Source organism: Bacillus sp. 01N45 (assembly GCF_056399205.1).
In genome coordinates, this window is record NZ_JBFTQW010000005.1 from 434355 (window position 1) to 459688 (window position 25334).

Sequence of the window (25334 nt, forward strand, 5' to 3'; positions counted from 1 at the left end):
AAGGAGCAACTTGCCATGAATCTCTTAAAATTAGAAATTGTAGTGCTTATTAAGAAATATAAAAAACTTACACTTGTTGCAGAAAAACTTGGTGTTAAACAACCTACTATTACATTCCATATAAAAAGCTTAGAAGAGGAACTTGGTGTACCTTTATTTGAGTTACGATCCGGGAGATATTTCTTAACAGAGGCTGGTGAGGCATTGCATCATTATGCTTGTAAAATAGATGCACTTATGAAAGAAGCTAGGCGGGTCACGCAAGAGTTTAAAGATTTTCATAAAGGTGCTATAACAATTGGCGCTAGTTATGTACCAGCGACTTATCTTTTACCAGAAATTATTCACCAATTTCAATGCGAATTTCCAAATATAAAAATAACACTCATGGTAAAAACAGCTCCTGAAATTCGAACGATGCTACAAAATCATGAAATTGACCTCGGGGTAATTTCTGCAGCACCGTTTGATGAATCCCTTTTAAAACAGACGAATGTAATGCCTGATACACTTGTTCTTGCTTTCTCCAAAGAACATCATTTTTCAAAAAAAGAAAATGTATCACTACAAGATATCGAGAGGGAACGTATATTATTGCATCGTAATCCATCTACAACGAGAGATTTACTTACACAATGGACGTTAGCACATAACATTACGTTCCAATCTGAAATTGAATTAGATTCATTAGAAACGATGAAACAAATTTTAAAATACGGTAATGGAATTGCTTTTATTTCTAAACTCGCTATCGAACAAGAAATACAACGACATGAACTATGCTACATACCTATCCCTGGATTTGAATTTCAACGTAACATTTATACGATTCATCATGAGGACAGATGGAATTCTAAAATTATTTCTTTTTTACTACATAGCATCACTTCTTATGCCGCAAAAAATTAAAAGGCTGTCGTTATGCACGACAGCCTTTCAAACTATAACTCTATTTATTTTTCTTCGCTTCAACTTTTGCCTGCGCCTCTTCAGCCTTATCTAATGCTTCTGAAACTTTCTTCTCTTTTTCTTTCACGTCATCTATACTATCGACCGCTTTAATGAGTTTATCGATTCCTTCTTCTTCTACTTTTCTCCGCTTTGCCACTCTTTCATTTACTTTCTTTTCCACATCTTTTGCTTTTTGAAGCATATCCTCTGCATTTGATGTCACAGCTTTTTCAAGTGCATCGTCTTTTTTCTTTTGTAATACCTCATTTGCAATATCTTTCGTCTCTAAATACTTACCATCTTTTAATGATGTAGCTCCGCGCTCCAATAACTGAGCGACTTCTTTATATGCCTTCGCTTCATTTCCTGTTTTCTCTTTTTCCGCTTTTTCAAACCACATCGTTGCATCACTATATTTTTCATCTTTCAATGATTGCATACCTGTATCAATATACGTGCCATAATTACTACATCCAGCCATTACGACTAACAGAAAAAGCATAACAAAACTTAATTTTTTCATGATGTTTTCTCCTTTTCTTTGTCTGCTCACTATACTGTAACATACATGAAAAAGAGTTTCAAAAACTAAAATACTAATTTGGTCATTTCCATGATGATAAGTCAAATTTTTATTATTTTCTTATTTTTAAGCAGACATATCTACTTGTTTTTTCGCCATATGTTGCTTTACTCCAACTAATACAACTAACAATAACCCCCCGCCTATCGTCATCATAACAATGCTAGTTGGCAACATATCTAATAATAATCCATATACAATCATACCGAGTGGTGCGATTGCAGTAGCAATTGTTTCAAGTAGGCCAAACACACGCCCTAAGTAGCTCGGATCTGTCGTTTTTTGCATATGTACTTGCATCGGAATATTTACAATCATAATTGCTATACCCGTTAACATCATAAAAGCAATATAGTAAATAAAACTTGCCCCTTTTGAAATGGTAACTACCAATGGGAAGACTGTACATAAACTTAAACCCGCAAACAAAAACAGCCCAGTATAAATAGAACGAAACGGATTATTCACTTCTTTACGCACCGATAAAGCAATCGCACCCATTAGCATCCCGACTGCTAACATTCCCTCTACAGTACCGAGTTGCTTTGAAGATAGATGCAATGTATGGACGATAATATATGGAAGTGCTACGGTTAGCCCACACGCAAAAAAGTTTACCCACAATGCTATTTTCATTAAACCATATATTTCATGCTGTCGTTTTACATATGAAAATCCTTCTTTTATACTCGTCAAGAAACGCTCTTTACTCTCAGCCACTTCTTTTTTGTATAAATCAAATACAATAAATAATTGCAAAATAACTGCTAAAAAGAACGTAATACTATTTAACAAAAAGAACGACTTAATGGAAAAGAAACCAAATACAACTCCACCAATAATCGGCCCTAAAATATTTGATAAAGAAGCTGCCGTTTGATTTAAAGCACTCGCTTTTTGAATACGCCCCGCATCTACTAAATTAGGAATAGACGAAGTTAATGCAACAGAATAAAAACTTGCACAAATTGATAATAATGCCGCTGAAATATAGATAAAAAGAAGTGACGGTCCAAATATAGTAGCAAGAATAAACATAATAAGCATCGTTAAACTACTTAATAAATCAGTGCCAATGACAAGCCATTTTCGATTCACACGATCAGCTACAGCACCTGCAATCGGACCACAGATCATCCTTGGTAGTGATCCGCAAACGAGCGTAATAGCAAACCCCATCCCTGAACCAGTTGTCTTTAATACGTATAACCCCATTGCGAATGTATAAATACCTGCCCCTAATAAAGACGTCATCTTTCCAATCATCATCAAAATAATATTTCTCGTTGCAACTTTCATTCTTGAATCATTTTCTCCTATACTTATATCTCCCATAATGACTTTCTCCCCTTAAAAGTTAAATTGTGTTAAACTTATTATATAATCAACTTTCCAATTTTTACAACAAAAAGTTAAATACAATTTAACTTCCCAATTATAAAGGAGCAATAATATGGCAACTCTCGGTGAAAAAATTAAAGCGTTACGTAAAGAAAAAAAACTTACACAAACAGAACTGGCAGGTTCGGAACTTACAAAAAGTATGCTTAGTCAAATTGAAAATGGAAAAGCTACCCCTTCCATGAAAACATTACAATACATCGCTGAAAAGCTTGAATGTGAAGCGAGTTTTTTATTAGAAGATGATGATGGAGAAATTGTGGAACTCATTACAAAAATGGAGCAACTCATAAAGAAAAACAAATGTGATGAAGTGTACGAGACTTTACTACCTATCGTTCAAAAAGAGCTCCCTTCTACTTTAAATACGGCTCGTATATACAAACAATTCGTAACTGCTGCGGTGATTATGAAAGATTACAACATTGAATCTTACGTAGAAAAAGCTGTTTCTATTTTCGAAAAATATAAGTTATACCGAGACAGTACGGAAACAAAATTAAAATTATCTTTTGCGATATTCACACGTAAAAAGTATGCAGAATGTTTACAACTTATATCTAATATTAGAAATGATTATGAAGAGAAACATTTAGAAATGGATCTTATTATACATATTGATTTATGTTTATATGAAGCCATCATATTACTGGCATGTGGCGATTATGAAAAATGTGAAGAAACGATATTAGAGACACTCACATTTTCAAAAAAACATCAAGTGTATTATAAAACAGATGTATTTTACCGGATTTTATCTTATCAAAAAGTCATTACAGTTGATAAAGAGCGTTATTTATATTACATAAAGAAATCTGAGCAATTTGCCATTTTTACAGAAGATACTCTATCCATTGCGATGACTAATATTTTAAAAGCCTATTACTACAACACGATTACTAATGAATATACAATCGCATTAAAACATCTAGAACAATATCGAGAAAAACTAAAAGATCAGCCCATTTTTCAAGACGACGGATTGTATTATCTTGAAAAAGGAAAATCTTTATACGGATTAAAACGTTACGAAGAAGCTTTAGAAGCATTACAACGTGGCATTATACCGGATTATATGAACCATCCATTGGATCAATCGTGGCTTACAACAGCAGGTGCATATCGTGCACTTTGTTACGTTAAACTGAATGATAAAAAAAGAGCTCTTGAAGAAGCAACAAAAGCAAATGAAATGATACAATCGTATCCGGATTCTATTTTCTCTTCATTTATTAAAGAAACATTACAAATAATACAAAAACTTTAAGAATGTCTCTAAATGGTATATTATTCCTCTTTTTTAGCAAAGATAATAATGATGGGAGGAATATAAATGAATATTCAACGTGCAAAAGAGCTTTCTGTTTCATCTGAACAAGCAAATGTCAGTTTTCAAGGCATGCCTGTTACAATTCAACACGTCGATGAAAGCAACGAAACCGCCCGCATATATGAAGTTAAAAATCCAGACCGCGAATTAACGGTCCCCGTTAATAGCTTAGAGGAAATATAAAAAATGCCGCTTCGATTTTGAAGTGGCATTTTTCTTACTTTCATATAAATTCTCTATACCCCCTTGTTTTACAACAACTGAAAAAATAAGAATCTTCTACTTCTTTTCTTTTTTTAACCTGCTAAAATACAAACTATAAATGAATTATTCGCACTATATATTAAGGGGGAAAGATAATGAAATCTGCTTTAGAAAAAAACAATCATTATTATGCAGTTATATTCACTTCTCATTTATCAAATGATACGACAGATTATAGTACCGTTGCCGACAAAATGGAGGAAGTTGCAAAGCAGCAACCTGGATTTTTAGGTGTAGAAAGTGCACGAAATCATTCGGGACTCGGAATCACAATTTCTTATTGGGAATCACTTGCGGCAATTGACAATTGGAAACAGAACGCCTTACATAAAGAAGCGAAAAAAAGAGGTCGTGAGCAATGGTATGAAAACTTCCATCTACGTATCTGCCTTGTTGAGAAAGAATTTAAGTTTCATAGAGGTACATTGTAAAGATGAAGAAAAAATTAGCTCTCGTTGCTGTTCATGAAATATATGGTGTGAACGACCATATGCATCACGTTATCCACCACTTCACTTCATCTCATATAGATGTATTCTGTCCTAATCTTCTACAATCGCAACATGCATTTCATTATAGTGATGAAGAAAAAGCATATCAACATTTTGTAAATAATATTGGATTTGATGATGGAAAAGAACAAATTAAAGAATTCATCAATACTCTTTCAAGTAATTATACACATATTGGACTTATCGGATTTAGTGTTGGCGCTACCATCTCTTGGCTATGCAGTAACAATCCGAAAATAGATTTTATTATCGGCTGTTACGGTTCCCGTATACGTGACTATATTCATATGAAACCAACATGTGCTACCTTACTTATTTTCCCTGAAAAAGAAGTTAGTTTTTCAATATCCTCTTTAATCCAAACATTGCAGCAACAAAAGAATCCTTTATTAGAAATAATACAACTACACGGTGAACATGGATTTCTAAATCCGTACACTGAAAAATATAGTGAGAACTCTACAAAGCAGGCATACAATGTAATAGATTCATTTCTTGTAAAAAACAATCTTATAAAGGAGATCTAAATGACACTTACATTACTCTTACTTTTTTTCATATTCATTACATTTATATTAGCGCTAACTATCATTTTTACAACCGTAAAAAAAGGAGAGTTTTTCAAACGCCCCCACTTACAATCTATTATCGTTTGCATTTTATTTTTTACAAATTGGATCTTATATTTAACAACTTTTTATGGTTTACTCCCCGAGAAAGTTAGCGAGTTCATATTCCTGCCCATTTGGTTTTTTCTTTGTATTTTAGGATTTATCGTTTTCTGGCGCGAATGGAGAAACAATCGTGTGTTCTCAATATGTATCGGTTTTCTTTCCTTTATTAGTTTTTTATTTGGGTTGTTTTTGTTAGTTCTTTCCGGGATGTAATTGTTGTAAAGAGGATTACATACCTCTTTACAACAATTTTTTTCGTTCCATGATGAAAGGGATTGTTAAATATAATGCATAAGCAATAACCATCCAAATGGTAAATGATATGATTTGCTGTGCGGAGAATTGTGAGAATAAATTAGAAGAATTATATAAGATGTAAGTATCTAAAATTAAACCGATTGCTGTACCGCATATACCTAACTTAATAACTGCATATTTCGTGGTATCTAGTTTTTTGTATAACCACATTACAAAGTATAAGGCTATAGCTGTTCCTAATTCAAGAAACGTCAATTGTAGAAAAAATCTACTTGAAGTGTATTCTAATAAAACGGAAGAACCGAAAATAATGAAGAATGCTGAGGCAAAAAACCATATACCAATCGAAAATAAAATAGTGAGCCAAAATCTATTATTCACTGACATTACCTCCCTTTTCTAGCACTGTAAACTTTTCCAAGAGCATATATAAATCACCATATACTTTGTCTGTAGAAAAAGATGGATTGAATAATGCTTGCAATGCCAATCCGTCAATTAATGCATTACATAAAACGCTCAATGTTTCCGTTGAAATTTGAGATGTCATTGTATCTCCTATTTTTTTATTTAACACTCCTTTTAATTTTTGATTTTCATAATGTAACAATCCACCAATTTTATCTTTCATCGCATCATTTTGTAATCCACTTGCTACTAATTGAAAGAACAAATGATGATACATTGAATCTTTCACACATCTACTTTCCGCAGACTGTAAAGCCTTCTCTAACTGTACATCCTTTCCTATTTGTTCCCACGATGCTTTACAAAACGATTCAGTTACTTCAAGTAATAATTGATCCTTCGTTTTAAAATGATAATATACGGTACCTTGTGTAACTTGAGCACTTTCTGCAACTGCTTTTAATGTCAACTTTTCCATCCCGTGCTCTGCAATAATTGCTTTTGCTGCTTCTAGTAATTTCTCTTTATTAACAACGTTCGGTTTTGCCACTTCTACGACCTCCTTTTAAGTTAGTTGTATAACTAACTTAAACTATACAGAAAAATCAGATGAAAGAAAAGGAAGAAAAGCCAACATTCAACTTTTCTTCCTTTTATCTTTACCTTTAGCTTTCACTGTCACTGATTCACAAGGTGTATAATATATTTGAGGTGTCGCCTTATCAACAAACATCATAAACGTAATAAAGCCGATAATAAAGAAAATAAACAACGTTAACAAAATTGCTCCTATCGTTAAAAGTATCATAACACCACCCCTATATCTTTCATGTTATTACACCTTTCGCTATTATATGAGCGTAATCCTTTTTAGAAAAAGAAACGTAACAAAATAATCACAATCACTCCCGTTAATACTGTACCTAATAAACTACGAGTATATATTGCAACAAGAAATGTCGGGATTGCTGCGATAAGATAATCCCACTGCATCGTCTCATGCATAAATAATACTTGGGCTAAAAGTGCTGCTAATATCGCAATTGGTATGTAATTTAACCATTTTAAACCCCAGTCCGGAATTTGAAGTTTGCTAAATACGAGTAGAGGTAAAATACGTGGCACGAGTGTGACAGCTCCTGCTGCTAGTAAAAGTAATAGTACATCCAATCTTATTTCCATTTTTCAATCACAACTCCAATCGTCGCAGCTAGTAATGTAGCGATAATAACCGCTATACTATCTGGCATAAATAAGTGTGAAACGTATGCAATCATAATTGCTACAATTGCAACAGTAAGATGAATTGCTAGTTTCGGTTTACTACTTATGAGCTGAAGAACAAATAATCCGATAAACATTGCTGGTAATGCATAATCCATGCCGTACGTATGTGGATCTGGTATCCACTCACCAAACAGCCCGCCAATAATAGTAGCAAGAATCCAATTTAAATATGCCGTTACATTTAAGCCCATCATCCACCTGTCGCCTACATATCCTTTTTGCGCTGCATGCTGCACTGCCACGCCGAACGTTTCATCTGTAATTTGAGAACCGATAAATACGTTTTTTAATAGCGGAAGTTTCGTAAAGTACGGTGCAAGGGCAGCACTCATTAGAAGGTGGCGTAAATTAACAAAAAAGACGGTAAAAATGATTGCTGAAGCAGGAGCGCCAGCTGCATACATACCAGCTAATATAAATTGGGCAGAACCTGCATAAATTAAAGTGGACATAAACGCAATTTCAATGATTGAGAAACCTGCTGTTTTTGCAATTACACCAGCTGCTATACCGATGCTTAAATAACCAAATACAGTTGGTAAACAATCTTTTACTCCTTGCTGAAATGTATCATCGCTCTGTAAAGATACATGGGCCTGAGCTTTACTCATTCGTATCATCCTCCATTCTTTCCATCGTTCTTTTTCCTGTTACGACATGAACTAAATCTATATTTTCACGCCACAACGTATCTAACTTATCAGCCCCAAATTCCTTCGTAATTTCTTCGACCATAATATCGTGCCGCACATACTCTGTAGCAACGAGAACTAAAGCTGGGTCATACGTTGTAACGGCCCATGAAGTGCTATCATTTGAGAAGTTCGCAATTAATACTTCCTCTCCATCACGAGCAATAACAGTTAAATGACCACCCATTCTCTTTTCAACAACGTGGGGCGTCATATAATTATGGTGAAACGTCGCGCCTATTTTTGTATTTGGAGCGCCAAATAAGATTGAAAATATATGTACACCTTCCTCTTCCTTTTGACGAATATATGGCTCAATTTCATGCACTTGATCTTCCCAAACAGAAATCCATAGCTCTTCCTTCGCCCTATTAATTATATTGCATATTTCTTTTACAACACGATCATTGGAGCGAATATGCGAAATTACATCTATTTGTCGCTCTTGTTCTAAACAATTTAATTTCCGGTCTAAAAATTCAAAGGACTTTTCAAAATCTTTTCGCATTCGATCCATTAACTCCGTAGCTGGTACTGGTACATATTTCACTGGTTCAGTAGGAACGATATGCACTGCTCCTTTATCCATCAATTTACCAAGCACTTCATAAATCATCGAACGAGGTACTCCTGTCTGTTTACTCACTTCATACCCAGTTACTGGGGAATGTTTTAGTAGTCCAATATAAGCTTTACATTCATACTGGGAAAAACCTAACTTTTGTAATTCCTTTATAATTTCATCCATCAGTACCCCTCACAATCTATATAACTCTCATTTCAAAACGATGTATGTACGTTAGTAGTTATTAGTATACCTACTAATATAAAAAAACAGAACTGTAAAGTCAATTGATAATTCTGAAATTTCATCCGAAAATAAAAAGCCTTCTAATTAAAAGGCTTTTTTTACATACTATTCCACTTATTTTAGCTGCAACGTATTTGATAGATTCTCCTCCAAATGCTCCCGTAAAGTAGAACCTGTATACTCTTCCGATACGATAAACTTAACTAAATCTATACAATTCAATCAAATTTATACAAATTAGTGCTTCATCGTGTTCTCGCAACCCCGAGGGGACGAGGGATATAACACTCCACACGAGGCAGTATCGTTACCTCCTATTATCAAGCATTTATTTTACCCATCTTGATAAATTTATCGAAGCATTTACATCCCTATCGTGATGGCTATTGCATGAAGCACAACACCACTCACGTATTTTTAAACTCCACTGTCCTTCTGGTTGAACTGAATGGTCGTATTTTACTCCGCAACATGAGCAAATCTTGCTTGAGGCGAACCATTTATCAGCTTTTACATACTCAATGCCATACTTCTCGCACTTGTATGATAAACATTGAAAGAAGAAGTTTAATTTTTGAAATGAAAATGCTTTCGATAGTTTTTTGTTTTTTAACAGGTTTGAGATAGATAAGTCTTCCACAACAATCCTCATTGGTTTGGTTTTCACCAATTTAGCTGTTGCTTGATGGATATGGTTATTTCGGATATTCATAATTTTCCTAGATAACCGCAGGTGCTCAGTTTTGGCTTTTTCATATCCGGCAGATTGAATTTTTACACCTTTTTTAAATCTCCTAGACATATCTCTTTGCGCTGACTTTTTCCTTTTCAAAAGTTTTTTAACCTTAGCATCTTTGTTTATATTTCGTTCTTTCGTACCATTAGAAGCTACAAACAGCTCTTTTAAACCAACATCCACACCAATCGACTCATTGGTTAGTTCTTGTGATGCAAAGTCTTCTTGGAACCCTACACTAATCCACCAGTGACGCCCATCAAAGGTAACTCTTGGATTTGATGGCTTTTTGTTTCTTGGTAGTTGTTGGCTTGTTTTCACTTCTCCAACGGACTGAATATGAACTACTTTCTTTCCTATAATCAGTCTTTCATAATTAGCATAAAATCCTTGGATTAAATCTTTTTTGGATTTATAAGAAGTGTGAGAACCATTTTTGTACTTTTTGAACGAATGTTTCCTCGCCTTATCAAAATCTTTTGAAGCCTGTTTGGGAACTTGTGCGTTGATGTCATTTAACCACTCATATCTCTTTCGCTTCTTGATCTTTGTAAATCGTTTCTGTAAAGCTAACTGTGAAACAGATTTTCCAAATAGCTTATAGTATCTATCACTCATTCTTTTACAATAGTTATAAGCGAATCTTGCAGCACCAGCATGGTTTCTAAGCACTTTTTCTTGTTCAGGCGTTGGAATCAGTCTGACTTTCTTCGCCAATATCATCAGAAGCCTACTCCTTTACTGTGCGATTATTCGGGCACTCACCTTTCAGATAATGAAAGATTTATTCTTCTGAATAGTAGCGTACTCCACCAGCATTCTCCTAAGACTACTAGGATACAAACCTGTTAATTCCGATACTTGACTAACTCGTGAAAATTTCATTATTATTCTCACCTCATTGAATCCACCATAGCACATACGTTCTATATATTCAATGAAGTTTGATAGATTTAATAAAATTTATCTCGTTCAACTAAGGGCGCAATCCCTTAGCCAGTTCTCTTATGAACTTCTCATGTTTTCACATGAGCGCAGACTATATGTTTATCTCTTTAGAGATAGAAGATTTTCCACCACCATAGGCTTGTGGTGTACTCTCGTCAGTTATACGAGATAGTCGTTGAACATTCATCTTATCCATTTTGACTTAGATGATTCGAGGCGGAAGACCCATTATTCTAATGTTTAGGATTTAACCTTGCACCATCTGATTGATTTTTTCTGCTTTCGCGACATTCACACTCGCTATTTCTAGCCACGTTGTAGTTCAATCAGCTTTAGGGATTGCCCGCAGTTAACCCTCACTACTAGCCAATCACTTGACTAGCAGGGCTTGCTGATATATTTAATTAACTTTGGTTATAATTGGTTAAATAAATCGTAACAGTTAGTTACCCCTTTTTTAATTCACTTAGTTAAATAAACATTGCTATCATTATGAAATTCTATCCTCACAATAACGATGTTGATAATCATTATCATTTTATGATGTAACTGTAATAAAAGCAATAAAAAAAAAGACTTCCGCTAACGGAAGTCTCTTATCTCAATATTTCATTCGCTTCTTTTTCATAAATTTTATCAAATGAAGTCATAACGCGTTGTGACGCTGAAATCATTTTTTGATCTGTCATAAGATCAGCCATCTCTTTCGTCATATCTACATTTGAATTTTCTAGCATATGGTTTTTTACTGTCCCTGTTCCGTTCGGTAAATCAGCAATATTCCCTTCAGCTAGCGCAAAGCTTTTGTTCTCTCTTTGTACGAGACGTGCATTCGCTTCTGCATCTACTGTTTTTGTTTGCAGGCGGGCAATATTATTTTGTGTTACTGCATCATATAACGTACCGTCTGCTTGTACAGCTACTTTTGCTCCTTCTGGAATACGAATACGTTCATTATTCTCTCCCATTACGAAAGCGCCTGAAGTTGTTTGTAAATAACGATCACTATTTAATGTAAAACTACCGTCCCTCGTTAAAAACGTTTCATTATTTTTAGATGTAACGAAAAACGAAGCTGTGCCGGCCGTACCGTCATCTAAAAAGAAATCTGTATCACTATTTGTCATTTGTATATTTCCTTGTACTAAGTTCACATGCGTTGCGGCTGGTACTACAGCGTAATCAGTCGAACCGATATTTGTCACAGCCCCATCTCCGCGGCGATATGTGTCTTGTACATCAAATACTTTAGAAGTCATATTTTCTGCTTTAAATCCTGTCGTTTGAGCATTTGCAACGTTATTCGAATGAACATTAATGCGCTGCATGTAATTCATCATACCCATAGAACCTATATAAAGACCGTTCATAATCGTTTGAATAAGGCAGTTGCCTTATCCTTCACCTCTCTTCTATGATGTTTGCAACATTTGTTTCGCTAAATGTTCAGCTGTAGCGATATGTATATGTTGCTTCACGTCTTGTCCGTCTGTCATTAATACAATTGGAGCTGATGATACTGCTGGAATTTTCAACAATTCACCACTACTTGCTGTTTCATCAAATTTCGTAAATACGATACCATCAATATGAATATCTTTAAAATTCGTAATGATTTCAATCATGTCTTTACTTTTCATCGAAGCTGATAACGTTAAACAAATATAATCTGGCTCTACTTGTCCCATCGTTTCAATCATTTCTTCTACTGTTTCTGACGCACGATAATTTTTTCCGGCTGTATCAATTAAAATATAATCGACGCGCGCTTCTTCTTTAAAATACGTAAGCGCTCTTGTCATTGCAGCTTCATCACGTACAGCAATTACTTCAAATCCAATTGTCTTGACGTAATCTTGCAGTTGCTGTACTGTTCCAATGCGCGAATGATCTGTCGTAATAAAACCGACCGTTTTTTTCTTACCGTGAAACTGCCATGCCATTTTCGCAAGTGTCGTCGTTTTTCCAACTCCAGTTGGACCGATTAATGCAATTGTTTGCACTTCTTTTTCAAAAACGTTTTCCGTATTGAAATGAGACCTCATATCTTCCAATATGTATCCGATCACTTCTTCTTCTGTAATCATCGTCGCATTCTCAAACTTCACTTTTAACTTCTCAGCATATGCATGAATGAAGTATTGTTCTACATCATTTTGCTCTAGCATGCGAATTACTTTTTGAATAATAAACGGTACAGATTCTTGGTTTTCTTTTTTTACAACCACTTCTTCTTTCTTGACCGGAACAACTTTTTTCACAGTTTTTTGCTTTTTTGTTACTTTCGCTAATTTCGTTTCTTCCGTCTGTTTCACAACGACGATACCTTTTTCAAACAACTTTAATAGTTTCTCTTTCTTTCTTGTCCATTCTTCACTATTTCCTGTTTGCATCGCCGCATATGACATAGAAGTCGTCAAGTTTTCTAAATTGTGCAGTACCGATTGAATTCCGTTCGCCTTCACAATTTGTTCTGAAGAATCATTTACAACATCCATTAGTTGTTCATGAAATTGAGCTGTGCCTTCATTCACTTCTTCCTGTTTATCCTCTGGAAAAGCAACTAACATTTCATAATTCTTTTTCCAAAAAAACGGGATATTTCGTTTTACACTTTCATCGACAACGTAATAATAATCTGTACCATATTGGTCAAATAACTTTCGATACAATTCATTTTTCGAAGCTGCTTTTATTCGCATTAACGCTTCTTTCTTTTCTGTACTTTCCATTACTTCACCCCCTACTATTCAATATAGGCAATTTGATCTACAACAATTTCTGGTGCTAATTCGCTAATACAAAGTACTTGCGCTTCTACTTGATAACGCTCAAGAAGTCTTACAATCGCAAATCTGAAATCTTTTCTACGCGTTAATAATACTGGTTCTCTTCCCATTAAACGAGCTTGTTTAAAGACACGCTGTACTTGTTCAACAACACGTGTTTCTAAATCTAAATCCCAGTTTAATAAGTAACCTTGGTATGAATTATTTACAACATCCGCATCTAACTCTATTGAATCTGAGAAGAGCGCCGCATATATTTTACCGTCAGGATTTTTCGCATTTTCACAAATCACTTTTGAAATACATTCACGGACGAATGACGTTACACCGTCTACATGATTTTGATAAATTTCTTTTCCGTCAATAATACCTTCGATAATAGTTGGTAAATCACGAATAGAAATACCCTCTTTTAGCAATTGTTTAATAACATTTTGAACGAGTGATAAGTCGATTTCTTTCTTCTTAATCTCTTCTAATAAAACACCGTTATCATTTTCAAGCGAGTTAATTAAGTCTTTTACATGTTGACGCTGAATTAACTCATGAAGATTACGTCTAACGACAACATCTAAATGTGTGATTAATATGCTAAGTGGCTCTAATACTTGATAGCCTTTCATTTGTGCATCTTGTACCATATGCTCTAAAATCCAATATCCATCTTCACCGAAAATTGGATCTTTCGCTGGTTCTGCATCTAAATCGGCCATTACATTCGGTGTTTTCAATGCTAATAAATAACCTGATTTTAAAACACCTTCAGCTGCCTTCGCACCTTTAATACGAATAATGTAACGTCCGCGTGGTCTAAAACTCGTATTATCTTTAAAGTTAATGCCAGGAACGTTAATACCAAGGTCGGTAATAATCGACTTCCTCATAAGAACAACTTTATCACGAGCTGTTTCCCCGTTAATCTTCTGCTTTACAAGGGCTGCTAAATCTAAACCGAGTTCTACTATAATTGGATATTTATCTGTAAATACTCCGAATGAATCTTCCACTTGTTGCAGTTGCTCATCTTCGCCTTGAATCATTTCTAATTCTTTTTGAAGCTCGTCTTCTTTTTCTTTCTTTATTCGGTTTTTATTACGAATTCCTAAGAAAATAATTGTCCCACCAACAAGAGCAAACGGTAGAAATGGTAGCGGAGTGAAAATACCCATCGCAATAAATAAACCACCAAGCGCATATACAACAACTTCATGTGCTAATAACTCTTTAAAGATACCTTCAGTTACCGTATCCGCTGAACCATCAAATACACGTGTTACGATAATACCTGTTGAAATCGCAAGCATTAACGAACCGATTTGGTTTACGATTCCGTCACCGACAGTTAGCTGTGTATAGTGAATAGCTGCTTCAGCAAAACTCATGCCCTGCTGCATCATCCCGACAATTAAACCGAAAATAATGTTTACGAATAAAATGACAATCCCGAAAATAACGTCCCCTTTAATGAACTTTCCGGCACCATCCATCGCTCCGTAAAACTCTGTTTCCATATTTAATTTCTTTCGTTTTGCCTGTGCATCTTTTTCAGTAATAATACGCTGGTTTAAATCAGCATCGATCGACATTTGTTTCCCGGGTAAAGAATCAAGTGTAAAACGAGCTGCAACTTCAGCTGTACGAGATGCACCGTTTGCAACGATAAACTGGAATATGATTAATACTATGAAAATAACGATACCAATTAATAAGTTCCCGCCAATAACAAACTGACCGAACTCTTCAATAACATGCCCCGCATTTCCGTCTGTCAAAATCGCTCGCGTCGTCGATACGTTAATCGATACGCGGAAAATCCCGATTAATAACAGCATCGTCGGAAATGACTTTAATTCATCCCACTCGTTAATACTTGTTGCTCGCATATAAATAAGCACTGACATACTTAGTAAAAAAACGATAACGATATCAAGTATAAATGGTGGAAGTGGAATTAAGAGCGCCACTACGAATGACGCTGCTAAAAAGATAGAAAAATAGGTTCTTGCAGAATCTATCTTAAACACAAGAGATCTCCTCCAACCGCGCTATTATACTTCAAGTTCATTCGTTTGAATTAAATAGCGCATAACTTCAATTACAGCTACGTATAAATCTTCTGGAATCGTCTCATCTTCCTCGACTTGATAATATAAAGAACGAGCAAGCGGACGGTTTTCCACCATTGGTATTTCTTGTTCGCGGGCAAGCGTTCGTATGTATAATGCGAGCTCATCTTCCCCTTTTGCAACGACAATTGGCGCCGCATCAACCTGTTTATTGTACCGAAGTACGACCGAAATATGAGTCGGATTGTTTACAATAAACGTTGCACCATCCATCTTCTTCGCAATTGTCCCTTGCAAGATCGCATGCATAAAGTTTTTTCGCTTTCCCTTTACTTGCGGGTCCCCTTCATTATCTTTATGCTCTCTTTTTACTTCTTCTTTTTTCATCTTAATATCTTGTTCGTACTCCCATTTTTGATAAATAAAATCAATAATAGAAAGAACGATTAATATAATTAAAATAGCTAAAAAGATAAATTTAATTTGCCTAATAATTTCAGTAAGTGACGCAGTCCAGTTAAATCCAATCATACTAACGATTTTCTCTAAATTCTTTTTAAAGAGAACGTAAGCAACGTAGCCGATTAATCCCATATAAAATAGTGATTTCAAAATATCTACTAAACTTTTACGACTAAACAATCTCGTAAAATAGTTTTTGGGGTTAATACGCGACGCTTTCGGCTTAATAACTTTAGAAGAAAATAAGAAACCGACTTGAATCATATAATTAAATAAATGAAAAGCGTATACGAGTATTAATATCGGCGCGGATACTTTTAATAATAAAATCCCCATTAAATAAAAATACTCAGTTGAATCTGTATTTTTTCCAATTTGATCAAACAGCACCGCTACAGAATTTGCAATCTCATATCCGAGCCAATCTCCGAAAAAGTAAACGACAACTGCTAATACAAGTATGGAAAATAAATTATTTAAATCTTTACTCCGGGCAATATTCCCTTCTTCACGCGATTTCTTACGCTTCTGCGGGGTGGCCTTTTCTGTTTTATTATCCTTTGCCATGCGCGTCCCCCTACTTCGTTAAGAAAAAGTTAAATAGTTTCGTATATTCCTCAAGCAATACATCCGTCATATTTTTAAACACATAACCGAGCATCGGTACACTCATCGCAATAAACAAAATACCACATGTGATTTTAATGACGTACGCATTCATAAAAACGTTTAATTGCGGAGCGTTTTTTGCGATTAAAATTAAAACAAAGTTAATGATGAACAAACTTCCCATAAGCGGAAGAGCAATTTCAACCGCGGATGTAATCGCAAATAATAACGTTGCGAGTAGACTATCTAGAAAACTAGTCGTCAGCAATTTTGAAATCGCCTCTGTATATTGAAACGACTTTAAAATCGTGGCAACGAAATAATTAATGCCGCCAAGTGAAATAAAAATAATGAGAAAAAATATATCAAAAATGGTTGAAAGTAAAGTAGACTGTGAACCTGCATTTACATCAAACAAACTTGCCTGTGATAAACCGATATCAAAGTCTAAAATATGCCCTGCCATTTTTGGAATGTTCCACAGCATTTCTACAATTTTTGAAAGCGATAATCCAATTACTATTTGCGTTCCTGCATAAGCTGCCACGTCCCAAGTTGTCTTTATGTGAGAGACATCAACTTGATCCGCAACTGTGATTGAAAGAGCAAGTCCAACTACAACCTTTGCCATCGCTGGAATGGATCGACCTGAGAAAAACGGTAAAAAATATAAAAATGAAGTAATGCGGCAAAACGCAAAAAACGTCGCCGCCCATAATTCCATATTCATTTCAGTTCACCTATCTTAGTACGAACGCAATAGCGATGGGATTTTATCAAATAAATCTAAAATAAGCGTCGTTAACTCTTGAAACATCCACGGACCTAAAATGATAATAACGAGTACAATACTCGCCATTTTCGGTAAAAACGTCAGCGTTTGTTCTTGAATTTGCATCATCGCCATAATGACAGCGATAATAATAACGACAATCATACTAACACCGGCAACCGGCATTAAAATCATAACCCCTTTATAAAAAAAGGTTTGAAAAATATCTATAATTGGTGACGTATTCATTTATATGACTCCTATCACATAGCATCAAACGTTTCAGGCGACCGTTTTAAACATAATGTCGACGATTTTTGTATATCCACCTAAATATACGAAAACGAGTATTTTAAATGGTAAACTTAAAATCATCGGCGGTACCATCATCATCCCGAGGTACATTAAAAGTGTACTAATAATCAAATCTATAAATACAAACGCTAAATAAATGAACATCCCCGTTAATAATCCCTTTTGAATTTGCGTTAACGTAAAGGATGGTACGAGCGTAAATAATGAAAGATCTTTCAAATCTTTCGGCAACTCTTCTCCGCGCACTTTCAGCATCATTTTTAAATCATGCTTATACGTATGCTTTGACATATACTCTTTCATAATCGGAGCTGTCGTCTCTGCAGCTTGACTTACTGTTATTTTCTCTTTCGTCATCGGATCCCACACATCGCTCTTTAGCTGCCCAAGTACAGGCTGCATCGTAAAGAGTGATAAAAATAATGCAAGTCCAACAAGCACTTGGTTCGGTGGTAAATTCATTACCCCAAGTCCTTGACGTGTAATCCCAAGAACGATCATAAAATAAGTAAAATGTGTAAATAATAGAACGATAGAAGAAGATAATGATAAAAGGGTAACGAGCGCAAATAATTGTACACTTGAATTACTCGTAAACTCTTTTCCATTTTCGAAATTAATAAAACCGTTCGGGGCCGCATACGCTGGATTTACAAAAATAATTGAAAAAACGATAGAAAATACGAAAATAACGGCTAATAATGATAACTGTTTCTTTATTCTCATGATGGATCCTCTACTTTTTTCGTTTCACTCTTCACCGCGTCTTCTAACGCTTGTTGAAACTGATTTCCTGTTCCTGTTAATTGCACAGATTGTACACCGTTATTACTAATAACAGTGAACACTTGCTTGCCATCTACTTCAAATAAAAAGGCGCTCGTTTGATGATTTAAATACACCCCGTCTTTCACTTGAATATGGCCATTTTCACCTTGCTTAAAAAACTGCTGCTTGCGCGTCTTTTTCGTCATATAATATGCACCGTAGCCGAGCGCACCAAACAGTAAAACGACTTGAAATAAGGTCGTCATATACGACATATGACTCCTCCTCTACTCTTTATCTTGCATTTGACTTTGCGCTTTCATAAGCGCAGCTTGCTTCTTATCGGCTTCAATTTCAGAAATGATAATACCGAACTTCTCGTCCATTACGATCGCTTCACCGATGCCGACTTTCATATTACTTAAATACACATCTACTTTATGTCCTAGGTTTTTCTCTACTTCCAGAACATCGCCCACTTTTAACTGTTTCACATCACCAAGCGTAATAGATGACTTCCCAAGCTTTACACCAAGTTCAATCGAAATGTCTGAAACAGTATCAATATGTGCTTTACCTGCTTCATTTCGCTTCCCTGCAAAATCTTCTAATCCCATTAATGACACAGGAGATACTTCATGCTTCATATGGATCCTCCTACTCTACAAAACTTTTAAATAAGAGCGCCTTACGCGTTCCATCTTTCCCAATAAAACAATTAAATTTATGCTTTCCATCTACATAACCAAGTAATTCATCCGAAACTTTCGTATGAAGCGGAATAATATCGCCTTCTTCAATTTGTTCAATCTCACCCATTGTCATCTTTTGCTCGCCAATTGCAACGTGAACAGGTTTATACACTTGATTTACTTTCACTTCCACTTCAGACGTATACTTTTTACGCTTATCCGAAGAATGTTCGACAATATTTTCAGACGTTAACTTATCCATAATTTCTTCAACAGATAAGAACGGAATACCGATACGCACCGTCGTATTCCAAAAATCTGTTTTCATATTTACGTTCAGTAATGAAATGATATCACTCGCTGTCGTAATCTTTAATGCATTCGGGTCTGTCTCCGTCGTTACAAATTTTGGTTCAATCGCAACAACGCTTTCAAATGATTGCTCTAAATTTTTACAAAGGAGCATAAAAATATTATCCAGTGTTAAAAACTCAAATGCGGTAAGTGGTCTGCGCATCGTAAAGTTACGCTTACTATCTCCGCCAAGCCAACATTCATGAATGTAAATAACGAACGCTAAATCAATCTCAATGACAATTTCTCCAAGCTCCGGGAGGCCAAGATCAATAACGCAATATAAATAGTAATCTTTCGGCATTTTCTCCACATACTCACTCGTAAATGGAACTTGTTCAACCGTAGAAGGCTCTAACTCAATTGGAATACGCATACGCGCTGACAACGTCTGTGACGTCTGTTTACCAAATGTAGAAGCAATTGCTTGCAAGCTACGTAAATGCTCAACACCGAACTTCTCCGGTCTATTAAAATCATACTCTTGAAATTTCTCTTGCTTTCCTGCTTCTTGTGCGAAAGCTGGCATTTCCTCGCCTTCATTTACCGCCTTCAGCAGGGCATCAATTTGCTCTTGGCTTAATTTTTCGCCACTCATGACAATCCCCTTCCCTACCTTTTCAATTCAACGATTTCAACGTACATCTTCCCGTTTTTCGTCAAAATCTTTCCGGTTCCAATCTCTTCATTCTCAAGCATAAGACGCACCGTATTTTTCGTTGAATTTTCAAGACGATACAATGTACCTTTCGTAATATGAAGCAAATCTTCAATTTTCTTTTTCGTATTTCCGATTTCAAAATAAATTGTTAACGGAATATCATCTTGTAATTTCAAATCTAGCCAACTCCCATATCATGTTCACGAAAATTTCATGTTCTCTCTATATATGAAATTTCTTATTTTGAAACGTCGATATTTAATATTTTTTTAATATATCCTTGCGTTTCTTTAAATGGCGGTACGCCTCCGTACTTTCTCACATTACCAGGGCCAGCATTATAAGAAGCAAGTGCCAATACTAAGTCGCCGTTATTTTTCTTTAAATAACCGCTTAACTCTTTCACACCGCCCTCAATACTTTCAGCTGGTGAAAATGGATTTTTTATACCCATCTCTTTCACATTCGCTGGCATAAGCTGCATAAGACCCATCGCACCTGCATGTGACACCGTTTTCGGATTAAAATTAGACTCTACTTCAATCATTTTTTGAATTAACGTTTTCGGAATTCCGTATGTACGGCTAGCGCGATCAATAATATCCTCATACTTCCCCTCATTTGAAGAACGTATTTTTTGAATATTATACTTCTTCGTTAATTCCCACGTATCAGCAGCCTCATTTTTCGTTTCTGGGAAACGTCGTTCAAACTCTTTTTGTGCGACTTGCACTTCATCTACGTTCTTCGTTTCAGCTTTTTCTTCAGGCTTACTCGCTTCCTCTACTTTATTAATAGATTGTTCCGGTTTATTTACGGCCGTTTCTATTTTTGTAGATTGTACCGGCTGACTCATATCCTCTACATTTGCCGGCTGCGTAGTACCCTTCGTCTCCTTCGCAGGTTCACTCTGCAACTTCTCTTGAAAACGACTACTAACGAATGCTTGCGGACTACTTAGCTTTTGCTGAATTTGTCCTTTCTTATATGCAAGCACTTCTTTTACTATATTTCCAACTAACATAATATCACCTTTTCGGTAAACAAAGATAATCTAATATTAGAGTTTTTTTTTAAAGTTTGCAATAATCCTTTTAATAATATTGTAATAAAAAAATGAATATATTGTTAAACTGTTATTTTTTTATATTTATTAATTCGAATTTTTAGTTGACACCCGCTATGACAGGGATTACAATAAATCTCGAAATTGATTTTTTCGCATATTACCGTTTTTCAATTTGCAGAAAAGTCAATATAAAAAAATGGGGGTTTCTTAACATGAGAATTAATACAAACATTAACAGCATGCGTACTCAAGAGTACATGCGCCAAAACCAAGACAAAATGAATACAGCTATGAACCGTTTATCAAGCGGTAAATCAATCAACAGTGCGGCTGACGATGCAGCTGGTCTAGCAATCGCTACTCGTATGCGTGCAAAAGAGGGCGGCTTAATTGTTGGTGCTCGTAACACACAAGACGCTATGTCAGCATTACGTACTGGTGATTCAGCATTACAATCAATGTCAAACATCTTACTTCGTATGCGTGATCTTGCAACACAAGCATCAAGTGGTACAAATGGTACAACCGATGTTACTTCTGTTGGTAAAGAATATGCTCAATTAAAAGCGGAAATTGACCATATTGCTGAAAAAACAAATTTCAATGGTAAGGCATTCTTAAACGCAGATGCTGGTGGTGATGCTGATATCTCAGTTCAACTTTCTGACGCTTCAGGAGATACATTGGTAATTGAATCTCTAAATACAAAAGATTTAACAACTGCAAAATTAGGCGATGATATAACTACTAATGAACTGGCTGCAGCAGAATTAGACAAGCTTGACGAAGCTATCCAATCAATTGCAGACGCTAGAGCAACTTTCGGTTCACAATTAAACCGTTTAGACCATAACTTAAACAACGTAACTAGCCAAGCAACAAACATGGCTGCTGCTGCTTCTCAAATCGAAGACGCTGACATGGCAAAAGAAATGTCTGAAATGACTAAGTTCAAAATCTTGAACGAAGCCGGTATCAGCATGCTTTCTCAAGCAAACCAAACTCCACAAATGGTTTCTAAATTATTACAATAATCCATTTGAGTTAGTTTCATGAATAAACCTCTCTGCTTGCGGAGAGGTTTATTTTTCTATATAGATGAATTATTTGTAAAACCTTTCTTTTTTTAGGCGGAAGAGAGCATCCGCGTTGCGTAGAAGCGGTCAGTGGCTATCTCTATCCCCTCTCATGTTAAAATACAACTAGAAGATAAGCATATGTCCCTTTTTCTTTTCATAACTGTTTATTCGCTTTAAGACCATATATGAATCTTTAAGGTAAGGAGTGTCTATTATGCGTATTGATACGAATGTTTTGAGTATGAATGCTAGGCAGTCATAGTATGAGAATGAGAAATGTATGAATGTTTCGATGGAGGATTTAGCGACTGGTACAAAGTTGAATACTGCTTCTGATAATCCTGTTAATATTACAATTGTAACTCGTATGCATGCGAGAGCGAGTAGTATGTGTGGGACGATTCGTAATAACGAGGATGCAATATCAATGCTTCGTACAGCGGAAGCTGCTCTTCAAATTGTTACGATTATTTTACAGCGTATGCGTGATTTAGCTGTTCAATCTGCGAATGGTACAAATTTAAACAAAAACCGTGATGCGCTGAATAAAGAGTTTCAATCGTTAACAGAACAAATTGGCTATATCGGCGAGACAACTGAGTTTAATGATTTATCTGTATTTGACGAACAAAACCGTTCTATTACGTTAGATGCTATCGGTTATACCGTACATATCATGAAACATATTCCCCCTTCTCCTACACAACATGGCATCAACATTTCAACTGAGCAAGAAGCAAGAGCGGCAATTCGGAAAATTGAAGAGGTCTTGCAAAATGTATCACATCATTGTGCCAATCTCGGTGCCATGATGAATAGTTTACAGTTTAATATTGAAAATTTAAATAGCCAAAGTATGGCTCTAACAGATGCTTCTTCTCGAATTGAAGATGCGGGTATGGCGCAGGAAATGAGCGATTTTTTAAGGTTTAAATTGTTAACTGAAGTTGCACTTAGTATGGTTTCACAGGCTAATCAAATTCCGCAAATGGTTTCTAAGTTACTACAATCGTAAAAATTCATCCTCCTTCTTTGGAACGATTCCACACAAAACAAAAGGGAAATACATATACACTATGTATCTCCCTTTTATTTTGTACCCAATTTTTTTATTGTGTTACGGTCATAACTTGTCCACTACGATCGACCATAATTTTCATTTTTCCATCTTGAGCGTTATATAGCCCTAGCTTATGTAGGTCTTGTTTACACTCTTCTACAAAGTAAGGTAATGTGCGAATTTGATCGATATCAGAGCTCGTAATGAAATGAATTAAATGATGCGTCATTTCTTTAATATCAAAGACGAGTTCTTCCTTCTCCCTCTTTAACCTTTCATTTTCAAACTGTAGCGACTTTAATTGACTTTCAAGGTCACGTGTATTTTTTTCATCTTTCGAACGATCTGCAGCCATGCTAGAAAGCTTATAAATACCTTCCATGAATTGATGCAGTTCATGTTCCTTCTTTTCGCTACATTGACTAATTGTTTCAAAGTTGTCAACGATACCCGATATAACTGTTACAAGACTTTTTTCATCCTCTTTACTTCGAACGTCTTCTTTTACTTCTTGTTTTCTTTCTTGTCTCGTCTCAACAATCTTCTCTTTCACAGGTTTATATTTTCGTTTTCGACCTGGTTTTTGTTTTTCAATATTTTCAAAAGACATCTCTTGTTTTTTTAATTTATAATACGTGTTTTGTAATTGGCTTTCTGTTTTCGGAAAAATATTCAATTCATTTTTACTAACATATTTTGAAATATTTGCGATGTTTAAACCGTGACGTTGACAAAATTGATACACTTCATATAATAGTTCTAACTCAGATTTCAGCCATGTAATTACTGATTCTTCATATGCTCGCATACCGCCATTTTTTTCTATATCTATTTGAAATAGTACCATTCTTTTATATAAAGCAACTAGCTCTTCATACCCTATTCTGAATTGTTTCTCTATTTTTTTGAATTCCGCATCTAGTTTCATATCGTTCATTTTATTATTTGACATGTTTTGTAAAAGACTCAATACATTAATTGCTGTGTGGTGATACATAATATGTGTCACTCCCCCCTCATCCTTTCACAATTCTCATCTGACTCCCATGTCTTTTAAGAAAATATAAATTTTAACATATCCATATTATAACATTTCGAAATTATCTGTCAAATAATTAACATATAAAAAGATATAAAAAGTATAAAATCAGATTTAGCTATTTCATTTATGCATAAAGCATTTCTCCCATAAATTTAAATATCCCATTTTAAAAATATTTTTTATTACTATCTATATTACTTAACCAAAAACAAGAACGCCAAGAGATCTACTTCCTCCTGGCGCTCTCTATTGAACTACTAATTTTTAATACTCTACCTTTTATTCACCTATAAAATCTTTTGCTACACGTACACTTTCTTCCTTATTCACGTTTGTTACTGTAATGTATACCTTTCCTGCTTTCTCACCTAATTGAGGAATTTTAACATTTACTGCCGTTTTTGAGTCAGCAACGGTTGCTGATTTCAGCTCGTTACCTTCTTGTGCCGCGTCATATACTTTCACTACATCTCCTGCTTTTAAGCCTGTCACTCGAACAATATCATCTTCACCAGCATCATTATTTAACACAACAATATTACTTGCATTTGGAGCCGCTGTAATTTCTGTATCATATGCTTTCACTGTACGTGTACTTTCTAACTCACCTTTACTTTGTACACTTACGTATACATTGCCTTTTGTTTTTGCGTCTTTTGCGATTTGATCAATTTCTACTTTTGCTTCTACTGCATTTTCTGCCGCTGTTGCTGTTCCTAGTTCTTTTCCTTTTGTGGCTGC

Annotated in this window: 29 protein-coding genes and 2 pseudogenes; 8 read left to right on the forward strand and 23 right to left on the reverse strand. The window is 35.2% G+C overall.

Annotated features, from left to right (window positions below):
• The first annotated feature begins 15 nt into the window (after nt 1–15).
• A complete protein-coding gene (locus AC1DMU_RS15085; protein WP_088062928.1) occupies nt 16–909 on the forward strand; it encodes a LysR family transcriptional regulator in 894 nt (297 codons plus the stop codon).
• A gap of 40 nt (nt 910–949) precedes the next feature.
• On the opposite strand, the gene AC1DMU_RS15090 is transcribed toward AC1DMU_RS15085, so the two are convergent.
• Entirely contained in the window at nt 950–1474 is a 525-nt protein-coding gene (locus AC1DMU_RS15090; protein WP_088062927.1) for a COG3014 family protein, read from the reverse strand.
• Between the two features lie 126 nt (nt 1475–1600).
• Entirely contained in the window at nt 1601–2869 is a 1269-nt protein-coding gene (locus AC1DMU_RS15095; RefSeq protein ID WP_088062926.1) for an MFS transporter, read from the reverse strand.
• A 118-nt stretch (nt 2870–2987) separates the two neighbouring features.
• Here AC1DMU_RS15095 and AC1DMU_RS15100 point away from each other — a divergent pair, with 118 nt between their 5' ends.
• The 5 genes from AC1DMU_RS15100 to AC1DMU_RS15120 all read left to right on the forward strand — a co-directional run bounded on the left by AC1DMU_RS15100 (nt 2988) and on the right by AC1DMU_RS15120 (nt 5928).
• Nucleotides 2988–4202 carry a helix-turn-helix domain-containing protein gene (locus AC1DMU_RS15100; protein ID WP_088062925.1) on the forward strand — a complete coding sequence of 405 codons (1215 nt, stop codon included), beginning with the start codon at nt 2988–2990 and terminating at the stop codon, nt 4200–4202.
• Nucleotides 4203–4268: 66 nt separating this feature from the next.
• Entirely contained in the window at nt 4269–4448 is a 180-nt protein-coding gene (locus AC1DMU_RS15105) for an H-type small acid-soluble spore protein (RefSeq protein ID WP_087983182.1), read from the forward strand.
• Between the two features lie 176 nt (nt 4449–4624).
• Nucleotides 4625–4960, forward strand: a complete 336-nt coding sequence (locus tag AC1DMU_RS15110; RefSeq protein WP_088062924.1) for an antibiotic biosynthesis monooxygenase family protein — start codon at nt 4625–4627, stop codon at nt 4958–4960.
• A 2-nt stretch (nt 4961–4962) separates the two neighbouring features.
• Nucleotides 4963–5568 carry a dienelactone hydrolase family protein gene (locus tag AC1DMU_RS15115; RefSeq protein WP_088062923.1) on the forward strand — a complete coding sequence of 202 codons (606 nt, stop codon included), beginning with the start codon at nt 4963–4965 and terminating at the stop codon, nt 5566–5568.
• The gene (locus AC1DMU_RS15120) at nt 5569–5928 is read left to right on the forward strand and encodes a hypothetical protein (RefSeq protein WP_088062922.1); all 360 of its coding nucleotides are present in this window, start codon (nt 5569–5571) and stop codon (nt 5926–5928) included.
• A 27-nt stretch (nt 5929–5955) separates the two neighbouring features.
• Here AC1DMU_RS15120 and AC1DMU_RS15125 read toward each other — a convergent pair whose 3' ends face one another.
• The 19 genes from AC1DMU_RS15125 to AC1DMU_RS15215 form a co-directional block, all read right to left on the reverse strand.
• On the reverse strand, nt 5956–6354 hold the full coding sequence (locus tag AC1DMU_RS15125; protein WP_142291709.1) for a DUF5367 family protein: 399 nt from the start codon (nt 6352–6354) through the stop codon (nt 5956–5958).
• Nucleotides 6347–6931 carry a TetR/AcrR family transcriptional regulator gene (locus AC1DMU_RS15130; protein ID WP_088062920.1) on the reverse strand — a complete coding sequence of 195 codons (585 nt, stop codon included), beginning with the start codon at nt 6929–6931 and terminating at the stop codon, nt 6347–6349. The genes AC1DMU_RS15125 and AC1DMU_RS15130 overlap by 8 nt, the downstream gene beginning before the upstream one ends.
• An 87-nt stretch (nt 6932–7018) precedes the next feature.
• Nucleotides 7019–7189 (reverse strand): DUF3951 domain-containing protein, encoded by a 171-nt coding sequence (locus AC1DMU_RS15135; RefSeq protein ID WP_088062919.1) that lies wholly within the window; start codon nt 7187–7189, stop codon nt 7019–7021.
• A 62-nt stretch (nt 7190–7251) separates the two neighbouring features.
• Nucleotides 7252–7563: an AzlD domain-containing protein gene (locus AC1DMU_RS15140; RefSeq protein WP_000405863.1), complete on the reverse strand. Its 312-nt coding sequence runs from the start codon at nt 7561–7563 to the stop codon at nt 7252–7254.
• Nucleotides 7554–8279 (reverse strand): AzlC family ABC transporter permease, encoded by a 726-nt coding sequence (locus AC1DMU_RS15145; RefSeq protein WP_088062918.1) that lies wholly within the window; start codon nt 8277–8279, stop codon nt 7554–7556. Before AC1DMU_RS15145 ends, AC1DMU_RS15140 begins: the two co-directional genes overlap by 10 nt.
• Entirely contained in the window at nt 8272–9108 is an 837-nt protein-coding gene (locus AC1DMU_RS15150) for a TrmB family transcriptional regulator (protein ID WP_088062917.1), read from the reverse strand. The genes AC1DMU_RS15145 and AC1DMU_RS15150 overlap by 8 nt, the downstream gene beginning before the upstream one ends.
• Nucleotides 9109–9499: 391 nt before the next feature.
• Nucleotides 9500–10630 (reverse strand): RNA-guided endonuclease InsQ/TnpB family protein, encoded by a 1131-nt coding sequence (locus AC1DMU_RS15155; protein ID WP_088062916.1) that lies wholly within the window; start codon nt 10628–10630, stop codon nt 9500–9502.
• 821 nt (nt 10631–11451) lie between these two features.
• Nucleotides 11452–12225, reverse strand: coding sequence for a flagellar basal-body rod protein FlgG (locus AC1DMU_RS15160; RefSeq protein ID WP_088062915.1), 774 nt, complete (start codon nt 12223–12225; stop codon nt 11452–11454).
• 42 nt (nt 12226–12267) lie between these two features.
• On the reverse strand, nt 12268–13587 hold the full coding sequence (gene flhF, locus AC1DMU_RS15165; protein WP_088062914.1) for a flagellar biosynthesis GTPase FlhF: 1320 nt from the start codon (nt 13585–13587) through the stop codon (nt 12268–12270).
• Between the two features lie 14 nt (nt 13588–13601).
• Complete coding sequence (gene flhA, locus AC1DMU_RS15170) at nt 13602–15668, reverse strand: flagellar biosynthesis protein FlhA (RefSeq protein WP_064476528.1); 2067 nt, start codon at nt 15666–15668, stop codon at nt 13602–13604.
• A gap of 24 nt (nt 15669–15692) precedes the next feature.
• Nucleotides 15693–16739 (reverse strand): flagellar type III secretion system protein FlhB, encoded by a 1047-nt coding sequence (flhB, locus tag AC1DMU_RS15175; RefSeq protein ID WP_001040117.1) that lies wholly within the window; start codon nt 16737–16739, stop codon nt 15693–15695.
• Nucleotides 16740–16749: 10 nt separating this feature from the next.
• Nucleotides 16750–17511 (reverse strand): flagellar biosynthetic protein FliR, encoded by a 762-nt coding sequence (locus AC1DMU_RS15180; RefSeq protein ID WP_088062913.1) that lies wholly within the window; start codon nt 17509–17511, stop codon nt 16750–16752.
• Nucleotides 17512–17526: 15 nt separating this feature from the next.
• Nucleotides 17527–17802 carry a flagellar biosynthetic protein FliQ gene (locus AC1DMU_RS15185; protein ID WP_001098085.1) on the reverse strand — a complete coding sequence of 92 codons (276 nt, stop codon included), beginning with the start codon at nt 17800–17802 and terminating at the stop codon, nt 17527–17529.
• A 33-nt stretch (nt 17803–17835) separates the two neighbouring features.
• Nucleotides 17836–18594, reverse strand: a complete 759-nt coding sequence (locus AC1DMU_RS15190) for a flagellar type III secretion system pore protein FliP (protein ID WP_001220582.1) — start codon at nt 18592–18594, stop codon at nt 17836–17838.
• Nucleotides 18591–18911 (reverse strand): hypothetical protein, encoded by a 321-nt coding sequence (locus AC1DMU_RS15195; protein ID WP_000121176.1) that lies wholly within the window; start codon nt 18909–18911, stop codon nt 18591–18593. The genes AC1DMU_RS15190 and AC1DMU_RS15195 overlap by 4 nt, the downstream gene beginning before the upstream one ends.
• Nucleotides 18912–18923: 12 nt before the next feature.
• Nucleotides 18924–19283 carry a flagellar motor switch protein FliN gene (gene fliN, locus AC1DMU_RS15200; protein ID WP_000680010.1) on the reverse strand — a complete coding sequence of 120 codons (360 nt, stop codon included), beginning with the start codon at nt 19281–19283 and terminating at the stop codon, nt 18924–18926.
• 10 nt (nt 19284–19293) lie between these two features.
• The gene (gene fliM / locus AC1DMU_RS15205) at nt 19294–20280 is read right to left on the reverse strand and encodes a flagellar motor switch protein FliM (protein WP_000012366.1); all 987 of its coding nucleotides are present in this window, start codon (nt 20278–20280) and stop codon (nt 19294–19296) included.
• A gap of 14 nt (nt 20281–20294) precedes the next feature.
• Nucleotides 20295–20519, reverse strand: coding sequence for a flagellar motor switch protein FliN (locus AC1DMU_RS15210; protein WP_000775712.1), 225 nt, complete (start codon nt 20517–20519; stop codon nt 20295–20297).
• Between the two features lie 62 nt (nt 20520–20581).
• A complete protein-coding gene (locus AC1DMU_RS15215; RefSeq protein ID WP_088062912.1) occupies nt 20582–21367 on the reverse strand; it encodes a lytic transglycosylase domain-containing protein in 786 nt (261 codons plus the stop codon).
• A gap of 257 nt (nt 21368–21624) precedes the next feature.
• Here AC1DMU_RS15215 and AC1DMU_RS15220 point away from each other — a divergent pair, with 257 nt between their 5' ends.
• Both AC1DMU_RS15220 and AC1DMU_RS15225 read left to right on the forward strand, forming a co-directional pair.
• The gene (locus AC1DMU_RS15220; RefSeq protein WP_088062911.1) at nt 21625–22446 is read left to right on the forward strand and encodes a flagellin N-terminal helical domain-containing protein; all 822 of its coding nucleotides are present in this window, start codon (nt 21625–21627) and stop codon (nt 22444–22446) included.
• Between the two features lie 259 nt (nt 22447–22705).
• Nucleotides 22706–23506: pseudogene (locus AC1DMU_RS15225) on the forward strand (flagellin N-terminal helical domain-containing protein).
• A gap of 94 nt (nt 23507–23600) precedes the next feature.
• Here AC1DMU_RS15225 and AC1DMU_RS15230 read toward each other — a convergent pair.
• Together AC1DMU_RS15230 and AC1DMU_RS15235 are read right to left on the reverse strand one after the other, a co-directional pair.
• The gene (locus AC1DMU_RS15230; RefSeq protein ID WP_142291732.1) at nt 23601–24548 is read right to left on the reverse strand and encodes a DNA-binding domain-containing protein; all 948 of its coding nucleotides are present in this window, start codon (nt 24546–24548) and stop codon (nt 23601–23603) included.
• A 324-nt stretch (nt 24549–24872) separates the two neighbouring features.
• Nucleotides 24873–25334 (reverse strand): annotated as a pseudogene (locus AC1DMU_RS15235) (hypothetical protein); the annotation flags it as partial.